The sequence below is a fragment of the Rhodohalobacter sp. SW132 genome, assembly GCF_003390325.1.
GTDB lineage: Bacteria > Bacteroidota > Rhodothermia > Balneolales > Balneolaceae > SW132.
Map to the genome: position 1 here is coordinate 1 of NZ_QUOK01000010.1, position 18,937 is coordinate 18,937.

The 18,937-nt window shown below is 42.9% G+C and carries 14 protein-coding genes; 13 read left to right on the forward strand and 1 reads right to left on the reverse strand.

The window, feature by feature from the left end:
• Positions 1 to 282: 282 nt before the first annotated feature.
• From DYD21_RS16335 to DYD21_RS16375, 9 genes are all read left to right on the forward strand, one after another.
• The gene (locus tag DYD21_RS16335) at positions 283 to 1,416 is read left to right on the forward strand and encodes a hypothetical protein (protein ID WP_116038082.1); all 1,134 of its coding nucleotides are present in this window, start codon (positions 283 to 285) and stop codon (positions 1,414 to 1,416) included.
• A gap of 1,304 nt (positions 1,417 to 2,720) precedes the next feature.
• Positions 2,721 to 3,182 (forward strand): IS200/IS605 family transposase, encoded by a 462-nt coding sequence (tnpA, locus tag DYD21_RS16340; protein WP_116038083.1) that lies wholly within the window; start codon positions 2,721 to 2,723, stop codon positions 3,180 to 3,182.
• Positions 3,183 to 4,720: 1,538 nt separating this feature from the next.
• A complete protein-coding gene (locus tag DYD21_RS16345) occupies positions 4,721 to 5,872 on the forward strand; it encodes a glycosyltransferase (protein WP_116038084.1) in 1,152 nt (383 codons plus the stop codon).
• Between the two features lie 283 nt (positions 5,873 to 6,155).
• Positions 6,156 to 7,256, forward strand: a complete 1,101-nt coding sequence (locus DYD21_RS16350; protein ID WP_116038085.1) for a glycosyltransferase — start codon at positions 6,156 to 6,158, stop codon at positions 7,254 to 7,256.
• Between the two features lie 121 nt (positions 7,257 to 7,377).
• The gene (locus DYD21_RS16355) at positions 7,378 to 8,151 is read left to right on the forward strand and encodes a glycosyltransferase family 2 protein (protein ID WP_116038086.1); all 774 of its coding nucleotides are present in this window, start codon (positions 7,378 to 7,380) and stop codon (positions 8,149 to 8,151) included.
• Positions 8,152 to 8,404: 253 nt separating this feature from the next.
• Complete coding sequence (locus tag DYD21_RS16360; protein ID WP_116038087.1) at positions 8,405 to 9,391, forward strand: GNAT family N-acetyltransferase; 987 nt, start codon at positions 8,405 to 8,407, stop codon at positions 9,389 to 9,391.
• 17 nt (positions 9,392 to 9,408) lie between these two features.
• A complete protein-coding gene (locus DYD21_RS16365; RefSeq protein ID WP_116038088.1) occupies positions 9,409 to 10,584 on the forward strand; it encodes a glycosyltransferase family 4 protein in 1,176 nt (391 codons plus the stop codon).
• A 1-nt stretch (position 10,585) separates the two neighbouring features.
• On the forward strand, positions 10,586 to 11,458 hold the full coding sequence (locus DYD21_RS16370; protein ID WP_116038089.1) for a polysaccharide deacetylase family protein: 873 nt from the start codon (positions 10,586 to 10,588) through the stop codon (positions 11,456 to 11,458).
• Positions 11,455 to 12,585 carry a hypothetical protein gene (locus tag DYD21_RS16375; RefSeq protein ID WP_116038090.1) on the forward strand — a complete coding sequence of 377 codons (1,131 nt, stop codon included), beginning with the start codon at positions 11,455 to 11,457 and terminating at the stop codon, positions 12,583 to 12,585. The genes DYD21_RS16370 and DYD21_RS16375 overlap by 4 nt, the downstream gene beginning before the upstream one ends.
• Positions 12,586 to 12,769: 184 nt before the next feature.
• On the opposite strand, the gene DYD21_RS16380 is transcribed toward DYD21_RS16375, so the two are convergent.
• On the reverse strand, positions 12,770 to 13,537 hold the full coding sequence (locus DYD21_RS16380; RefSeq protein WP_116038091.1) for a hypothetical protein: 768 nt from the start codon (positions 13,535 to 13,537) through the stop codon (positions 12,770 to 12,772).
• Positions 13,538 to 14,228: 691 nt separating this feature from the next.
• Between DYD21_RS16380 and DYD21_RS16385 the strand changes: the two genes are divergently transcribed.
• The 4 genes from DYD21_RS16385 (at position 14,229) to DYD21_RS16400 (ending at position 18,917) form a co-directional block, all read left to right on the forward strand.
• A complete protein-coding gene (locus DYD21_RS16385; RefSeq protein ID WP_116038092.1) occupies positions 14,229 to 15,995 on the forward strand; it encodes an SLC13 family permease in 1,767 nt (588 codons plus the stop codon).
• Positions 15,996 to 16,386: 391 nt separating this feature from the next.
• Positions 16,387 to 17,148: a 3'(2'),5'-bisphosphate nucleotidase CysQ gene (cysQ, locus tag DYD21_RS16390; protein ID WP_116038238.1), complete on the forward strand. Its 762-nt coding sequence runs from the start codon at positions 16,387 to 16,389 to the stop codon at positions 17,146 to 17,148.
• A 387-nt stretch (positions 17,149 to 17,535) separates the two neighbouring features.
• A complete protein-coding gene (gene cysD, locus DYD21_RS16395; RefSeq protein WP_116038093.1) occupies positions 17,536 to 18,441 on the forward strand; it encodes a sulfate adenylyltransferase subunit CysD in 906 nt (301 codons plus the stop codon).
• A 116-nt stretch (positions 18,442 to 18,557) separates the two neighbouring features.
• The gene (locus DYD21_RS16400) at positions 18,558 to 18,917 is read left to right on the forward strand and encodes a four helix bundle protein (protein ID WP_116038094.1); all 360 of its coding nucleotides are present in this window, start codon (positions 18,558 to 18,560) and stop codon (positions 18,915 to 18,917) included.
• Positions 18,918 to 18,937 lie beyond the last annotated feature (20 nt).

Here is an 18,937-nt window from a genome sequence, read left to right on the forward strand (position 1 = left end):
ATTGGTGATTGTAGATTTTCAAATTGAGAGGCTTTAAACCGATACTGTCAGAATACGGAGAAGCACCGTAATGCAGACAGGTCTTTTTCACTTCTGCCTTTTCACTTTTCAGTCCCTCGAAGACTCTGCCAGGAGCTCACTCCGTTCGCACTCTGACAGGTCTTGGATTGCACTACCTCTTGAATTTCGCAGCAATAAATTCCAAATAAAAAAATATAACTGCATCTGCATTTTTAAACCTTTAAACTTGTCCGGGTGAATGAAAGAATTAATAATGGATGTATGAAATCACTGAAGGAGAGCCTCGCAAGGCATCATAATAATTACAGGGGGTGGAGAACTTCACGGAAAATTGTGGTGATTGAATCAGACGACTGGGGGAGTGTTTGTATGCCTTCTGCGGAGGTTCGTGATAAATTGCTGAGTAAAAATTACCCGGTCGATCGATGCCCTTACGCAACCTATGATGCTCTCGCTTCCGAGGAGGACCTGGAAAAACTCTTTTCCCTTCTTTCCGGCTACCGGGATAGTAATGGGAATACCCCCGTGATAACGGCGAATACGATCATGGCAAACCCGGATTTTGATAAAATCCGGGAGTCGGGTTTCACGGAGTACCATTATGAGCTATTTACTGAGACTCTCAAGCGATATCCCTCCCACAAAAATTCATTTGAACTGTGGAAGCAAGCAAGAAGTGAAAACCTGATCTTTCCCCAGTTTCACGGACGGGAGCATCTGAATGTGAAAGCGTGGCTTGATGTCTTGTATGTAGAAGACTCCGGTTACCGGGCTGTTTTCCCGGATGAAGTTACCTGGCTTGGGCCGAATCAAAACGGTGATAGTAAAATAAGCATACGGGCCGCATTCGATACCGATACGACAGAGGATATTAAAAAACAGAGAGAGATCATCCGGGAGGGGCTTGATATGTTTGAAAGCCTGTTTGGATACAGATCAAAAAGCTTTATAGCACCGAATTTTGTTTACCCTTCAGATCTGAATGAGCCTCTTTTTCAGAAGGGTGTTCGATACATACAAGGCATGAAATATCAAAAACTCCCGATGCTTGACAGGCCTAAAAGGGAGATGGTGCGTCATTACCAGGGGGAGAAAAATGAAGCGGGGCAGTATCATACCGTCCGGAATTGTGTGTTTGAACCGTCCCAGTATCCTATTGGACGTGATAATGTTTCGGAATGCCTGAAAGGGATAAAAAATGCTTTTTTCTGGCGTAAGCCGGCAGTGATTACCGCCCACCGGCTCAATTTTATCGGTTTTATAGATTCCAAAAACCGGGACCGCAACCTGGATCAGTTCCGTGAGCTGCTGGATGCGATCCTGAAAAAGTGGCCCGATGTGGAATTTATGAACAGCAGTCAGCTTGGGGAGTTGATAGAACAGGGTCGTGAATAAACGGTAAAAGTAAATATTGTAACCTGAGTTCCAAAATTGGCAGGTAAAACCCGAAAAAGAGCGTTAAATAAGTGATTTCATCAAGAGACTATAAACCAAGCACCGTAGGTGCGAAATATCCGTAGCCTGGCAAGACGACGAACCCATATTTACCCGCAATGTATGTTATTGAAATCAGATTGAATTCAGGGTTCATTTGATGCCGCACCTACGGCGCTTCTTATTAATGGGGCCTCCGTATACCCCACGAAAATGCTGCGCATTCCCGTGGGGCTACGGACATGCCGCCCCGGAACGGGGCTGGTTTCATCCGTGAAAAGATGAACGCCATTGAATGAATCGAATAATTTGAACCTTTAAATCTGAGTTCGATTGCTAAATCATGAATATAAAAATCCCCTTTGTTACGGGAGACTTCTTCCTGAATGATTTGAAAAGATTATGAATCGAACTGAGGTTCAAAAAATAATGCTGAACGATGTGCGGCTAAAAAAACGGGTTGTAGATAAATCAGTGTAAGAGGCAATAAACCGAGCACCATTGGTGCGTCATATCCGTAGCCCCAGGCCACTGCGCAGCGGTGGTCTGGGGTTAGAGGGGCGAACATCAGACATGGGAGCGCCGTAGTTAGCGATATATCCGTACTCTGGCAAGACGACGAACCCATATTTACCCGCAATGTATGTTATTGAAATCAGATTAAATTCAGGGTTCATTTGATGCCGCACCTACGGAGCTTCTTATTAATGGGGCATCGTTATACCCCACGGAAATGCTACGCATTCCCGTGGGGCTACGGATATGCCGCCCCGGAACGGGGCTGGCTTGTAGTTATAAAAAAGGTGAATGCCCTTGATTAAATCGAATAATTTGAATCTAAAATTCATGTTGATCGATGCGTAACCTAAAAAACTTTGTGTAAATAGATCTGTGTTAATGTGCATAAAGTAGTGCTGTCTCATGCATAAAGCTCCGGAAGAACGCTGACCAGACACATCGGAATTTCCTTATTTTATTGGCAGCTGATAGAAATTAAAAGCTCCTATGGAAAAAAACTTGCGGGTTTTACCCAACATAATATCGTTGACACGACATTAGCACCATTGGTGCGGCATAACCGTAGCCCCAGGCCATTGCGCAGCGGTGGCCTGGGGTTAATTAGTGGGCATGAAACATGGGAGCGCCGTAGGTGCGAAATATCCGTACCCTGCATGACGACCAACCCATTTTTACCCAAAATTTATTTTATTGAATTCGAAAACTTAATCAAGAGCTGCTAACTAACCTATTAAAATGAACATATCATGCCAAACACCTATTCTAAGCTACATGCACAAATTATATTTGCCGTAAAGGGACGATCCAATTTCATTCACAATGAATGGAGAGATGAATTCTATAAATACATTTCCGGGATTGTAGGTGGGAAATCTCAAAAGCTATATTCCATCGGGGGTATGCCCGATCACATTCATTTGCTCATAGGATACAAACCTTCTGTTTCAATCTCTGATCTTGTAAGAGATATCAAATCCAACTCTTCAGCATTTGTTAACCGAAAGATGTTCAGTGATAAGAAATTTCAGTGGCAATCAGGATTTGGAGCGTTTAGTTACGGACAATCACAGATAGCCGATGTGATTCGATATATCGAAAATCAGCCAGAGCACCACAAACATCGAACGTTCAAAGAAGAATATATTCAGTTTCTGAAGAATTTTAATATTGAATACGACTCAGACTATCTGTTTGAATTTTATGACTGAGATTGAATTCAGAGTCCAAATGATGCCGCGCCTACGGCGCTTATTTCTAATGGGGCATCCTTACACCCCACGGAAATGCTACGCATTCCCGTGGGGCTACGGATATGCCGCCCCGGAACGGGGCTGGCTCGTAGCTATAAAAAGGTGATTGTCCTTGATTAAATCGAATAATTTGAATCTAAAATTCATGTTGATCGATGCGTAACCTAAAAAAATTTGTGTAAATAGATCTGTGTTAAAGTGCATATAGTAGTGATGTCTTATAGATAAAGCTCCGGAAGAACCCCAACCAGACACATCGGGATTTCCTTATTTAATTGGCAGCAGATAAAAATTCAAAGCTCCTATGGAAAAAACTTGCGGGTTTTACCCAACATAATATCATTGACACGACATTAGCACCTTTGGTGCGTCATATCCGTAGCCCCAGGCCACTGCGCAACGGTGGTCTGGGGTTAATTAGCGAGCATGAAACATGGGAGCGCCATAGGTGCGATATATCCTTAGCCTTGCAAGGCGACCAACCCATCTTTACCCACAATGGATATTATTGGATGAATTCAGGGTTCGAATGATGCCGCGCCTACTACGGCGCTTCTTTTTAATGGGGCATCGTTATACCCCACGGAAATGCTGCGCATTCCCGTGGGGCTACGGATATGCCGCCCCGGAACGGGGCTGGTTTCATCCCTGAAAAGGTGAATGCCATTGAATGAATCGAATAATTTGAACCTTTAAATCTGAGTTCGATTGTTAAATCATGAATATAAAAATCCCATTTGTAACGGGAGACTTCTTCCTGATTGATTTGAAATGATTATGAATCAAACTGAGGTTTAAAAAAATGCTGAACGATGTGCGGCTTAAAAAACGGTTTGTAGATAAATCAGTGTAAGAGGCAATAAACCGAGCACCATTGGTGCGTCATATCCGTAGCCCCAGGCCACTGCGTAGCGGTGGCCTGGGGTTAATTAGCGAGCATGAAACATGGGAGCGCCGTAGGTGCGATATATCCGTAGCCTTGCAATACGAGGGACCCATTTTTATCCGCAATGTATTTTATTGAATTCAAGGTTCAAATGATGCCGAACCTACGGCACTTCTTATTAATGGGGCCTACGGACATGCCGCCCCGAAGCGGGGCTGGTTTCGTCTCTGAAACTTATAATTTAGCCTTTATTGAGGGGGATGCGGTTAAGGTATAAAAAACGCCATCCATGAAATACAACATGCAGATCAAAACGGAACAAGTTTTGGTTCATTCAGTTATTAAGCTGTTTAGTTGGATCATTTTAATTTGGAATAGCACATGGTTTACAAGTATTATTTCGTATCAAAATTACTGCTGATTGTACAAATTTGTACATATGGGTTTTAAAGAGAGCTTTGCGCCACAGGCATCCATTCAGGGTATTACTGCCCCGTGTATACGCTGTTTCTGTGGACTGACGGGTTAGTGCCAATGGCGCAAAGTACTCTTAAACAGGTTTCGGTTATTACATAAAAACAGACGTAATACTTGGCTAATAGAGATAGTTATGAATTCAAAGAGAAAAATCCTCTTTCTGCTGCCATCCCTGCGGGGCGGAGGAGCTGAACGAACATTAATTAACCTGCTGCACAAAATTGACTACGACAGGTATGAGGTTGACCTGGTTGTTGTATCTAAACATGGAGTTTATGTAAATGAGGTGCCGCCGGAAGTAGAGGTCACGTACCTGTTTAAAAATCATTTACTGGTGCGGGTTCTGGGCTATCTGAACCGGACATTCAGAGTTTCCTGGTTTTTCAAAAAGAAAATGGCTGCACTTACAAAAGAGTATGACCTTGGGGTTTCATTCCTGGACAGTAACTATACCGATCTGCTCTTTTTAAATGAAAAAATTGAGAAACGGGTGGCATTCGTTCACGGTTCCTATCTGACTCACAGCAATTATGAGAAGTTTTACCGGTATGAAAAACACAGGAAATGGCTAAAAAATAACCGGTATTCAAACCTGGATGGGATCTATTTTGTCTCCCGGGATTCAATGTCTGATTTTATTGAGCTCTTCGGAGAATTTCCTGAAATGGGTGTTGTTTATAATCTGATTGATAAAAAAGCTGTGATCCAAAAATCGGAGGCTGAGACAGGTGGCCTGAAATTTGACAAGTTTACCTTCTCAGCAGTCGGGAGTCTCATGCCGATTAAAGGGTTCGACCGGCTTGTGAGGGCCGCAAAAATTGTAAAAGATCAGGGGTACGATTTCAGGCTCTATATTGCCGGAACCGGTGAAGAAGAGCAGAATCTGAAGGAGCTGATCCATGAACATAAACTCGAGGGGACTGTAGAGCTACTCGGTTTTATGAAGAACCCGTATCCGCTTATGAAAAATAGCGACGTATTTCTGATGAGTTCTGTTTCGGAAGCATTGCCCACGGTATTGTGTGAATCGATGATACTGGGGGTTCCCGCCCTGGTGACCAACTGCTCCGGTTGCCGCGGGCTTGTGGAAGAAGGGGAATATGGGCTGATGGCTGAACAGGATGACCGTGACTATGCCGAAAAAATGATGCACTATATGGATCAGCCGGATCTTCTGAGTCACTACAGCCGTAAATCAAGCGAAAGAACAAAGCTATTCGATGATGAACAGGTTTTAAAGACGTATCAGAATATTTTTGACGGAAAAGAAGCTGTACCGGCCTGATTTTTACCAGCCACTCCGAACACAGAGATTCCCCACGCAGCAAAAGCACCGATATTGGGTTAAAGACCGATTTTGCGCCAAACACCCTTCTGCGTAGCAAAACGCCTCAAACAATACATTCGATAGGTCCAGCGCATGCATTATACTTAATTTGTAGTTTAATATTTAATAAAGTGTTAAAATTGAAAATGAGTTAAATATTATGATTTAAAAAGAGACTGCATCTTACACTTTAAACATGTAAACTTGATATTCATATTTTTTTAAAATCAGTAACCACAACATGAAGCGAATTTGTCTGGTGATCCACTCTCTGGGAATTGGAGGCATGGAACGAGTGATGTCACTTCTGGCTAACAATTTTTCAGAAAGAAGAGACAGTGAAGTTCACCTGGTGTTGATTGGCAAAAAGCGTCAGATTTCCTACCCGCTCTCAGAAAACGTTGTGGTTCATCGACCGGAATTTACATTCAATAATTCAAGACGCACGATCGATACTCTCAGGACGATGCGGTTTCTGCGTGCTGAGGTGAAAGCCATCGACCCGGATACCGTTTTATCGTTTGGTGAGATGTGGAACAACTTGGTACTTTTGTCACTTTTCGGGCTTCAGTATCCCGTGTATGTATCGGAGAGAAGTCAGCCGGAGAAAAATTTAGGCAGACTTCATAATTTTCTAAGAGATAAGCTATACCCTGGTGCAGCCGGATATATTGCACAGACCGAACAGGCAAAAGAGATCTGCCTGAAACACGGGTGGAACCATAACGTGAAGGTGATTGGGAACCCCGTGAGAAATGTGAAACCGAATCCCGAAATTGAGAAAGAAAACATTGTGCTGACCGTAGGGCGGCTGATCCGTACAAAACATGTGGATCATTTGATTGAGATTTTTACGTCAATCGACAAACCGGGGTGGAAACTTTTGATTGTGGGAGGAGATGCTAAAAAGCAGGATCTTTCTGAAGAGCTTCAAAAACAGATCGATGAGCTGAACATGAACAACCGAATTTTTTTGGAGGGACAGCAAAAAGATGTGGACCGCTATTATAACCGGAGCAAAATCTTCGCTTTTACCTCCAGTTCAGAAGGGTTTCCCAACGCAATCGGCGAAGCCCTCTCGGCCGGCCTGCCGGTAGTAGCTTACGACTGTGTGGCCGGTCCATCGGATATGATTGCGGATGGTGAAAACGGGTATCTGGTGCCGCTCTTTGATAAAGAAGAGTTTAAACGAAAACTGACAAAGCTGATGGACAGTGATACGTTAAGGAAGTCATTCAGCAACAAAAGTGATATAAAGATACAAGCTTTTGGTGAGATGGAAATCGTTGAGGAGTTCTATGGATTTATAATGCATGAATCGTCAATAAGCAATTATTCTTAAAAAATTATAACTACCGGGCAGACCGCGGTATTGCACATCGTAAGAATGTTATAATTTTAGATAAGATAAAATAGCCGCATCTTAAGTCTTTAATTTTTAGGGTGTCAATTCATAGCAACTCATGAATCCAAAAATAAGTATAGTAACGATAGCATATAATAATGCCGCTGATATTCGGCCAACTTTAGAATCAGTTGTCAATCAAACCTACGATAATATAGAATATGTTGTAGTGGATGGAGATTCATCAGATGGTACTGTAGAAATTATTAATGAGTATAAATCCGGGATTGATACTTTTATCTCTGAACCGGATAAGGGCATGTACGACGCTATTAATAAAGGAATTAAAGCTTCCACAGGAGATATTGTTGGGCTGATTCATGCGGGTGACAGGCTGTTTGATGAACATGTAATCGGAAAAATCGCCAATCATTTTTCTGAAAATGAAATTGATGCTTCTTATGGCCAAAGCGTACTTGTTGGTGATGATGACCAGCCAGTACGGGTGAACATCAGTCCTGAGTTCAGCAAATCACTTTTTAAAATTGGGTGGATGCCATCGCATCAAAGTATTTATATCAGGAGGGAAATCTTTGATCAACTGGACTACTACAGAACTGATCTTGGAGGAAGTGGAGATTACGAATTTGTTCTGCGATATTTTTACTTCAATGATCTAAGAGTAAAAAGGCTGGATGAATATATCATCAGGTTTTCTATGGGAGGCAGAAGTACAAGCAACTATCACAAAATTCTCAAGACACAGATGGTACATGTAAATTGCTGGAAATTGAACGGACAAAGTCCTCCTATTTATATGGTACCATTAAAATTGTTAAGGAAAGTACCACAATTTTTGAGAGCCTTTAAAATGAAACTTAAGAGTGCTTAATTACAAGAGGGCTTTGCAAAACCGGTCTTTTGCCCAATATCGACGTTATCGATTGGTTGAAATCTCACCCCGAGCTTTCGGGACTGCGGTTTCAACCTCACTCTGGGTTTGACATTGAACAAAATCCCTGGTATTGCAAAGCCCTCTACAAATCTGCTAAATGAATAGTTGAATTTTTTTTATACCTTTTAAAAGTACTGCTCCAATCAATTTATAGTGTATTATTTTTCTTAATACGCAAGACAACTGATCTATGACCCCGAAAATTCGCCATGCTACTGATGAAGACAAAAAGATGATTCTCGATCTCTTAAATAAAGTCTTCAGTTCGCAACAGCGATCGGAAAATCTCAGAGATGACAGATATTGGAAATGGAAATTTATAGATAGTGTATTCGGAGATTCAATATTAACAGTTGCTGATGTTAATGGTGAAATAGTAGGGTTTGATCACTTGTGGCCATGGGAATTTTGTTACGGTGATCAGATAGTTAAAGCTGTACAGCCTTGTGATGCTGTTGTTGATGAAAAATACAGGGGAAAGGGATTATTCAAGAGAATGAGAAATTTTGGCTTAGCTCAAGCTGAAAAAAAAGGAATTCAGTTTGCTTTTAATTTCCCAAACATGAATAGTTTACCGGGTAATCGTTCAATCGGAGCAAAATATCTCGGCAAAATCACATGGTGGGTCAAAATATTGCATCCATTGAATATAGTGATGGGAGCTGTAAGCGATAAAAAATCGAAGGCTCTGGATATGCCAGATCACTATACATTAAAACCAGATTTTCTTGATGAATTAGCATTGAGTACAAGAACGGAAATTAATTCAATTCAAATACACCGTAAAAAAAGATTTCATCACTGGAGATACCTGGAGCATCCAACTCGATCGTATGGAATGATTCGTGTGAAAGTGAAGAAAAAGAGTACCGCTATTATTTTCACTGTAAACCAAAAAGGTTCCACCCGTGAAATGGTGGTTGTCGATATTGTGGGTGATAACATTCAGAAATCTGAGATCGTAAAATATATAGTAAAAGCGGGGCGGGATGTAAAAGCCGATTTCATAGCTGTAATAGATAACCATGAGTACCGATTGGAAAACTTATGGATGAATGGATTTATAAAGAAAAAACTGAAAAACATGGTAGTCTTCCCATTAAATTCAAAATATGCAGAGTTGGCAGGCTCCTATAAAAACTGGACCCTTATGGCCGGTATGCATGATTCTATTTAAAAACTTCCAGAATAATTATGATAAATGAATCATCACTAAACAGTAAAAATGATAGCAAGAACAGCATAAATCTTGTAATCAACGCCGGGTCAATTTTTAAGGGAGGAGCAGAACAGGTTGTACTTTCATTTATCCATGAATGCAAAAAATGGAGTGAAAACGAATACCATATTCTTCTTCGTGATAATATCAAATCACAGCTCAATACCAGTGATTTCCCGAGTAATTTTATTTTTTATGATGTGGAACAAAGACCGGGTTCTGGGCTCGTTCGATACATGAAAGAGATGCGCAGATTTAACCGCCTTGAAAATAAAATCCGACCGGACTGTGTAATTTCAACAGGGGGGCATGGGTACTGGAGGTCCAGTGCACCGCTGGTTGTGGGTTTTAATATCCCTCATTTTATCTATCCCGAATCGCCATATTTTAAACGATTATCTATTTTCAGGCGCATATTCTGGGAAATGAAAAAAAAGATTCATTTCTATTTTTATGGGCGATCCGATGCCATGGTGGTTCAAACGGATGATGTAAATAAAAGATTAAAATCCCGGTTTCCTAAAATTCCTATTTATACCGTTTCCAATACGGTAAACAGTTGTTTTCGTAATCCGGAATTTTTTCCTGAGAAACTGCCGAAGAATAAGGAGGGAGAAATCAGACTGCTTACACTCAGTTCGTGGTATGCTCATAAGAATATTGGTGTCATCCGAAACCTTATTGAGATTTATAAAAAGAAAGGTATTAATCACATAAAGTTTGTATTAACATTACCAAAGGACATATTTGAACGTGAATTTCCTGCAAATTACAGGGATATGATTTATAACATTGGCCCCGTACCCATAAATGAGTGTCCCTCACTTTATAAAGAGTGCGATTTTATGTTTTTGCCCACACTTCTGGAATGTTTTTCTGCATCCTATGCGGAAGCGATGATGATGGAAAAGCCTATTCTGACCTCCGACCTCGGTTTTGCTCATACCGTTTGCGGAGAGGCAGCACAATATTTCGATCCTGTAGATCCCGAGGATATATTTTTAAAAATTGATGAACTTGTACATGATCCTGAAAAACAGGAAAAACTTATACAGACCGGAAAGGAGAGGCTGAACCAGTTTAATACCTCAACTGAAAGAGCCTCTGAATTTATTTCAATCTGTAAGAAACTTGCATCAAGTGGAAGGTAATATGAAATCGGCGTTTACTGTGGATGTAGAAGACGGAATCAGCATCGCAATGAGAGACGCTTTTTCTGTTGAATCACCGCAGACCGACAGAGTGGTCCATCTGACCGAAAAAATTCTGGAGCTGTTAAGTCGGCGTGGAGTGAAGGGCACATTTTTTGTATTAGGTGTGGTTGCTGAAGAATTTCCGGAACTGGTGAAGAGAATCGCATCTGAGAACCATGAACTGGGTGTTCACGGGTACGACCATTTGCAGTTTTTCAGAATGACCCGGGATGAGGCCTTTCAGGAGTTGAATAGCGCAAAAAAACGGATTGAAGATATCTCTGGAAAGGCGGTATATGGTCATCGGGCTCCTGCGTTTTCCATTACCCCAGAGACGAAGTGGGGCCTGGATGTTATTGCAGAAACGGGCTTTGAATATGACAGCAGTATTATGCCAATCAGCGGTATCCGGTATGGCTGGCCGGGGTTTTCTGAGACTATTTGCAAGATAAAAACTCCGGAAGGATATGATCTTACAGAGGTACCCATGTCAGTTGTGAAGCTTCCGGGCCGCAAAATTCCGGCATGTGGCGGAGGATATCTGCGTCTATTTCCGGAATGGATCACTAAAAAAGCGTTTGATTTGATTATTAAAGAACGTCCCGCTATTGTTTATATTCATCCCTATGAACTGGACACCGAGAGATACCCGGAATATTATTTTGATGAATTGAAAAAATCAGGGTTTTTACGGCGGAACAAGATGAAATCGATGTGGATCAACAGAAAGTCAGTCTACCCCAAACTCTCGTCACTTCTTGAAAAATATGAATTTGAACCGTTGATAAATATAGTAAGGAGCAGAAAACCCGGTGAGGTAATACAGATATGATTCGAAATCTGAAAAGAACCATTCTTCTAAACGCCAAAAACCTGGTTGGCTGGCGCACCAAACGGAAGATCGTGGTGATTTCCGTGGATGATTACGGTAATGTGCGGCTCAATTCCAAACAGGCCCGCGAGGCGATGGACCGGGAGGGCTCGAAGGTGATGAACCGGTTTGACGCACTGGATACGCTGGAAACCCGCGAAGATCTGGAGATGTTATTTGAAGCGCTGCAGTCTGTAAAAGATAAAAATGGGCGTCACGCTGTTTTTACACCATTTGCCATGCCGTGTAATATCAATTTTGAAAAAATGGCGGAGACGGGATATAGCGGCTATTACTCAGAACTACTTACCGAAACGTATGAAAAATTAGCTGCCCTGCAGCCGGATGCATATCGCGGTACATGGGACCTGTGGAATGAAGGAATAGAATGGGGAATTATGGTGCCGTTGTTTCACGGACGGGAGCATCTGAACCTGAAGCTGTTTGAAGAAAAGCTGGCGAAAGGTGATAAAGAGCTTCTCACGGCGCTGAAAAACCGTTCCTATACCAGTATCTCTTCAGGTGAATATGAAACCATCTCCCCGATGGCCGCTTTTGATTTCTGGGAATTTGAAGAGAACGAGCGATTTAAAGAGGTGATCCGGGACGGACTGAATGCTTTTGAAACCGTGTATGGCTACCGGTCCAATCATTTTAACCCGCCCGGCGGACGGGAGCACCCGGTGATTCATAAAACGCTCAAAGAGTGTGGAGTAAAATATCTCGATACACCGCTGATTAAGACCGAGCACCAGGGGAAAGGAACCTATAAAAAAGTGGTGAACTACACCGGGAAAACGAACGGTGAAGGGCAGACCTACATGGTGAGAAATGTAGTATTTGAACCGACAGATGACCGTGGTGTGAATTGGGTGAATTACACACTCAAGCAGATTGAAGCCGCATTCCGATGGAACCGGCCGGCGATTATCAGCTCGCACCGCGTAAACTTTTGCGGACATATTGATCCTGAAAACAGGAAAGCGGGGATCGGGGCACTTACAAATCTATTGCAGGAAATTGTAAAGCGCTGGCCGGAAACGGAGTTTATGGCTGCAAATGAACTGGGGGATTTGATATCAGGCTGATGGAAGTTGCCAGAAACAGAACTGGTCCTACTGAACTAAGTGGATAATGTAATTGAACATATTACAGATGAGTAACTAATCAAAGTCCGGTATGACAGTACTGATGATAATGTTCCTTGTTGTACGCCCTTTTTGACAGTATCAGCCGCTTTTTTTGTTCAATTTTAGAATCGAACTCAGGTTTTTACTTGAATCGCATTGTTTGAAAATAATCGAGCGATTCGAAATGAATGAATCCTACCCTGGCAGGCATAGACTCTAAGCCTGCCAGAAGGGCAATGCAAACCCGATGCCTGCCATCCGGCCCCCAGATAAGTCTGCCGTCTTTAGCCACACTTATTTTTACTAAGTCACTGTGTTTATCACTCATTTTCCGGGTACTTTTTACTTCTTCAAATATTTGATCCAGCTTTTCATATCGTTCTTCTAATTCTTTAATTGTATTGAATCTGCAGGGTATTCCATTGTTCAAACACTCAACATAAAATTGGTATAGTTCTGTTTCTTCCCAACTGCATCCATGAATCCATCTACGTTTACAGCTTTTAAAGAGCTCAAGATTCTGGAAGTTTACATATTCAACATCCTTTGCTTTATCCCATTCATAATGGATTACAGCCCCTGAACTATAACCAGTAAAAAATTGAAAGCTTGACGCTGTCTCAACATCCATGTGGCCACAAATTTTTGTTGGGTCTATAGTTATGATTTCGTCAGGAACAGGTGCTAAATTTCCAATTTTCGAATGAAGAATTTTAGTTTTATATAAATTTATCTTTCTGTTTACTGCTTTAGAAAGAGAGCCATTATAAATATGATCAAAGGTTCGTTTTACAAGCATTTTGGCCAAATTCTCCGGATTATTTAATTGATTAACGGTTTTTACTCTGAAAACAGAGTATGCAGGATTAGTAATTTGTGAAAATGTCTGATGTTTGTAGAAACTTGTCATTCAATGCTGTATAAAGCACTTTTTTAACATTACTGGTTTTACAGCATAACCAGATTTTATTTTCGGCTCATTTAACCAAATTATTAGTTTGAAATATCTAAAAATGGTTTCAACCTGAGGTTTTTGTTAAATCAGGAACCCAAAAGTCCCCTTAATCCCCCCTTTATAGGGGCTGTGAGAATTTTGCATATCATTCGTTAGCATTCATAATTTATTAAGGTATTAAAGCTTGTATTGAAGCTCCCCTCCCTATCAAGTCCCGTTAGGGCGCGATAGGGAGGGGCCGGGGGTGGGTCAGCAAGCCTGGGAGTTATGATAATGGTAGTAATTTTAACTTATTTAAGTCCATTTTCTATGGAGAATAATCTTCTTCTCACAACCATTTTTAGGGGAGACTTGATACCGAATAAATAAAATATATTATGAATTGAATCTCAGGTTCTAAGAATCGAATTCAGGTTAACCGCTCTTTTACAGCGAAGAGACCGTATTAACATTAAAACTGCATTCAACTGGGTTAAGTTTTATTGCATTTTTTTTCGATCTTATGAGGCCTTATGTTTAAGAGATTGGGTTTTTTAAATCGAATTGAATCACAAAACATTAATAGTATTTCTCTGCTTATCGGCTTTAGTTTGTATAAATTCTCCATTTAAAAAATGCATTTACATTAAATAATTAATCAGAGCTGATGGGTATTGAGAGCATATTTGTTCTGGGAGTTATCTTTTTCTGCCTCCTGCTTTTGGTTTTTACAAAAATATCTCCGGATGTTGTTTTTATTGGTGGCCTTACCCTAATCATTGTCTCTGGCATTATCCCGGTTAACGAGGCTCTTGTCGGGTTTTCGAACGAGGGGATGCTTACCGTTGCTGCATTGTATATTGTGGCGGCAGGGCTCAGAGAGACCGGTGCCATTCAGTTTGTGATCCAAAACCTGCTGGGATCTCCAAAGGAGATGTGGAAAACACAGGCGCGGATAATTGCTCCTGTTATGGGAATGAGTGCTTTTCTGAATAACACCCCCATTGTTGCCTCTTTTATACCGGCGCTCCAGGAATGGGCCCGCACCTATCGCGTGAAAGTATCCAAGCTGATGATTCCGCTCAGTTATGCTGCTATCCTTGGAGGAACCTGCACACTGATCGGAACGAGTACAAACCTGATCGTAAACGGACTGTTAATTTCGGAAAAAAACGTCTCCCTCGGTCTGTTTGAACCCGCATATGTGGGGGTGCCGATTGCGATTGCAGGTTTTATTTACCTGCTAACCATTGGAAATCGCCTGCTTCCTGAAGGCGCGTCTGTCGCCGGAAGTTTTGAAAATACCCGGGAATACACCATTGAGATGATGATTCGGCCCGAAAGTCCTCTTATTGGAAAATCAATTGAAGATGCGGGGCTTCGTCAGCTTCCGGGCCTCTTTCTTGCGGAAATTGTCAGGAAAGATACGATTCTCGCGGCTGTAGATCCGGAAGAAGTACTCCAGGAAGGAGACCGGCTTATTTTTACCGGATTGGTGAATTCTATTGTGGATCTTCAGTCAATCAAGGGACTTGAACCCGCAACGGACCAGGTGTTTAAACTGGACGCCCCGCGTCGCGACCGCCATCTCGTGGAGGCGGTTATCTCCCAAACCCATCCCTTAAATGGGAAAACGGTAAAAGAGGGGGAGTTTCGGAATCATTATGGTGCTGTGATCCTGGCAGTATCGCGGCACGGGGAACGGATTGATAAAAAAGTCGGGGACATCATCCTGAAAACCGGGGATATCTTGCTGATGGAGGCGCCAAGAAATTTTTCCGAGCGGTATAAATCATCGAACGAATATCTCCTGGTGAGCACCCTTGCCAAAAATGGGCAGCCCGATTATGAAAAAGGGTGGATTTCATGGCTAATACTTGCAGGAATGGTGTTTGTCGTGACGTTCGGGATTCTGAGTATGTTCCAGGCATCTTTTCTGGCAGCAGGGGCGATGCTTCTGACCGGTTGTACGCGGGCAGCAAATGCACGGTCGAGTATCGACTGGCAGGTTTTGATTGTGATTGCTGCGGCCCTGGGAATCGGGAATGCCATGCAGGTTACAGGCGCGGCTGAGGTAGTGGCCGGTGGGTTCCTGGGATTTGCAGGAGATCACCCCTACGTGGCTATTGCCGCAACCTATCTGATCACCTGGATGCTGACGGAGATGATCACTAATAACGCAGCAGCCGTACTGATTTTTCCAATAGCCATATCAACGGCGGCCAGCCTGGGTGTGGATTTTATGCCTTTTGTGATGACGATCATTTTTGCAGCATCTGCAAGTTTTGCAACACCGATCGGCTATCAGACGAACCTGATGGTCTACGGCCCCGGCGGATACCATTTTTCCGATTTTCTCAAAGTAGGCCTGCCGCTGAATTTTATAGCGGGTGTTATAACGGTATTTTTAGTTCCAATTGTGTGGCCGGTGTGAAATGTACCGCGGCGTCGCCGACCCGCGCAGCTTAAGTAACGCGGCATCGCCGATCCGTGTTTCAAAGGCTGGGGGGATCGTGAACGGATGACGGATAACCGGTGACGGATTCGACCTGCAAGATTGCGAACGCAGAGAGCTGCTGGCAGAGTCGAGGATAGGATGCAGGACAATGGATGGGAGTCTTGTGGCAGTTGACTGGAGACGGAGGACGGGTGACTAATGACCGAAGACGGAGGACGGAAGACCGACTTCGAAACAGGTTATAGGGCCTTTAGAATATTATATTAAAATTGATTATTGAATGGAAACTACGGTCTACGGTCTACGGTCTTCTGTCCCCGGTCTTCCGTCCGAAACAAAATCTAAATCATCAATCAAACGCAAACACATGAATATCGACATCAATATCATCAACAAAATCGCCAGGCAGGCGGGTAGTGAAATTTTAAAATTTTACGACGAAGACCGTGACATAGAGGTGAGCCGAAAATCGGATGATTCTCCTCTGACTAAAGCTGATATGGCGTCCCATCGTGCAATCGTGAGCGGCCTGGAGAAAGAGTACCCGGAGATTCCCGTACTGTCTGAGGAGTCGGAAATTCCGGACTACTCCGTGAGAAAAAACTGGAATCGGTATTTTCTGATTGATCCGCTGGATGGCACAAAGGAGTTTATCAAAAAGAATGGGGAGTTTACCGTTAATATCGCGTTGATTGATGAAAATGAGCCGGTTTTGGGAGTAGTCTATATACCGGCAGAAGAAGTTCTCTATTTTGCAGATGCAAAAGAGGGCTCGTTTAAGCAGGTTGGGGATGGACCGGTTCAAAAAATTGAACACGCCAGGTATAGTAAAGATAAACCGGCGCGAATAATGGTCAGCCGTTCGCACCGGGGAAACGATACCAAAGAGCGCCTGGCCGGGATGGGAATTGAGGTCGGTGAGGAAATTCCATCCGGCAGTTCTCTCAAAATTTGTTTCGTTGCGGAAGGTAAGGCTGATCTCTACCCACGTTTCGGACCCACCATGGAGTGGGATACGGCTGCCGCGGATGCAGTCTACCGGTACTCCGGAAAAAATGGACCGGTGAAATCACCGCTGAAGTATAATAAGGAGGATTTGCATAATCCGGAGTTTATTATTGGGTTGTGAGCTGTTGTGGAGCGGAGCTCCGGTTTGGGGGTTACTGTGCGGAGCACAGTAACCAGCACTGAGCCGACGGGGGACTGAAGACCGAGTGTGGAAATAGACCTATGCATTTGGCGAACGGATAATGGAGCGGAGCTCCGGGTTGCTTGTTACAGTGCAGAGCACTGTAACAAGAAGTGATGCTGCACCCTGCACCCTGCACCCTGCACCCTGCACCCTGAAAAAACACCAATTCGATATTTGAACATTATCACCATATTTTTTTTACAAACTTTGTCAGGTACAGAATCCGGTCCTCTGTCTTCCGTCTTCCGTCTTTACAACTCGATATTTGAACAAAAACACGGTACTTTAATAAATCTACAAACAGCACATTCAGAACCATTGATTATGAAACAGTTTAAGCATTCACATCTCAAAGAGCTGGAAGATGAAGGTATTTACATCATGAGGGAGGTGGCGGCCCAGTTTGAGCGGCCGGTTCTCTTGTTTTCGGGAGGGAAAGATTCAATCGTGATGGTGCATCTTGCACAAAAAGCATTTTATCCCGGGAAGATTCCTTTTCCGCTGATGCACGTGGATACAGGTCACAATTTTCCGGAGACGATCGAATTCCGTAATCGCCTGGTAGAGCGGCTGGACGTGGACCTGATTGTGGGAAGTGTTCAGGAATCTATTGATGAAGGAAAGGTGAAGGAGGAGACCGGTCCGGATGCCAGCCGGAATGCTCTTCAGACCGTCACGCTGCTGGATACGCTCAAAAAACACCAGGTGGATGCGGCTCTTGGCGGCGGCCGGCGAGATGAGGAGAAAGCACGCGCCAAAGAAAGGTTTTTCTCCCACAGGGACAGCTTTGGCCAGTGGGATCCAAAAAATCAGCGGCCGGAGTTGTGGAACCTCTATAACGGCCGCAAAAATATGGGCGAAAGTTTTCGGGTGTTTCCAATCAGCAACTGGACAGAAATGGATATCTGGCAGTATATCGACAGGGAAGAGATCGAAATTCCATCGCTCTATTTTGCTCACGAGAGGAAAGTATTTAACCGGCGCGGAGTCTGGCTGGCGGATACCGATTTTGTAAACCGTATGGATGAAGAAGAGCTGGAAGAACGAACCGTCCGGTTCCGAACCATTGGCGACGCCACCTGCACGGGAGCTGTTCTTTCAACCGCATCAAATATGGAAGAAATCATCCAGGAAGTGGCATCTGCAAGACAAACCGAACGCGGCAATCGTCACGATGACAAACGAAGCGAAACGGCGATGGAGGATCGGAAGCGGCAGGGGTACTTTTAATTTATGAGTTGTGAGTTTTTAGTGGTGAGTGTTTAGTTGTCCTTTTTAATGTGTAAGGGATCTTGTGATAATTGATCATATAGATAGATTAAAACCTATAATTAAAATCAATTGTCATGAATGATTACCAGGGTCCGGTTTACGAAAAAAGCTTTGAATTTGCACTTGTTATTATTGAACTCTATAAGAAGTTGGTTGATCAAAAAGAGTATGTATTGTCTAAGCAACTTTTAAGATCAGGTACAAGCGTAGGTGCAAATGTTGTAGAAGCATCCGCTGCGTACTCGAAAGCTGATTTTGCTTACAGAATGTCAGTTGCTTCCAGAGAAGCGAGAGAAGCAAATTGGTGGTTATTACTACTAAAAAAGAGTCAGTTAGTATCAGTTGAATTAAATAATGAAATAGAATCTTGTGGTGAACTAATAAAACTACTGACATCAATCGTCAAAACATCACAGGCTTCGTTGAAGAAATAAACTAAAAACTGAGCACTTAT

Bases quoted from the DNA above. Each gene is read 5' to 3' on its own strand.
- DYD21_RS16345 (WP_116038084.1), top strand. From the start codon at position 4,721: ATGAATTCAAAGAGAAAAATCCTCTTTCTGCTGCCATCCCTGCGGGGC.
- cysQ (WP_116038238.1), top strand. From the start codon at position 16,387: ATGAATATCGACATCAATATCATCAACAAAATCGCCAGGCAGGCGGGT.
- DYD21_RS16360 (WP_116038087.1), top strand. From the start codon at position 8,405: ATGACCCCGAAAATTCGCCATGCTACTGATGAAGACAAAAAGATGATT.
- DYD21_RS16400 (WP_116038094.1), top strand. From the start codon at position 18,558: ATGAATGATTACCAGGGTCCGGTTTACGAAAAAAGCTTTGAATTTGCA.
- DYD21_RS16365 (WP_116038088.1), top strand. From the start codon at position 9,409: ATGATAAATGAATCATCACTAAACAGTAAAAATGATAGCAAGAACAGC.
- tnpA (WP_116038083.1), top strand. From the start codon at position 2,721: ATGCCAAACACCTATTCTAAGCTACATGCACAAATTATATTTGCCGTA.
- DYD21_RS16355 (WP_116038086.1), top strand. From the start codon at position 7,378: ATGAATCCAAAAATAAGTATAGTAACGATAGCATATAATAATGCCGCT.
- DYD21_RS16380 (WP_116038091.1), bottom strand. From the start codon at position 13,537: ATGACAAGTTTCTACAAACATCAGACATTTTCACAAATTACTAATCCT.
- DYD21_RS16350 (WP_116038085.1), top strand. From the start codon at position 6,156: ATGAAGCGAATTTGTCTGGTGATCCACTCTCTGGGAATTGGAGGCATG.
- DYD21_RS16370 (WP_116038089.1), top strand. From the start codon at position 10,586: ATGAAATCGGCGTTTACTGTGGATGTAGAAGACGGAATCAGCATCGCA.
- cysD (WP_116038093.1), top strand. From the start codon at position 17,536: ATGAAACAGTTTAAGCATTCACATCTCAAAGAGCTGGAAGATGAAGGT.
- DYD21_RS16335 (WP_116038082.1), top strand. From the start codon at position 283: ATGAAATCACTGAAGGAGAGCCTCGCAAGGCATCATAATAATTACAGG.
- DYD21_RS16375 (WP_116038090.1), top strand. From the start codon at position 11,455: ATGATTCGAAATCTGAAAAGAACCATTCTTCTAAACGCCAAAAACCTG.
- DYD21_RS16385 (WP_116038092.1), top strand. From the start codon at position 14,229: ATGGGTATTGAGAGCATATTTGTTCTGGGAGTTATCTTTTTCTGCCTC.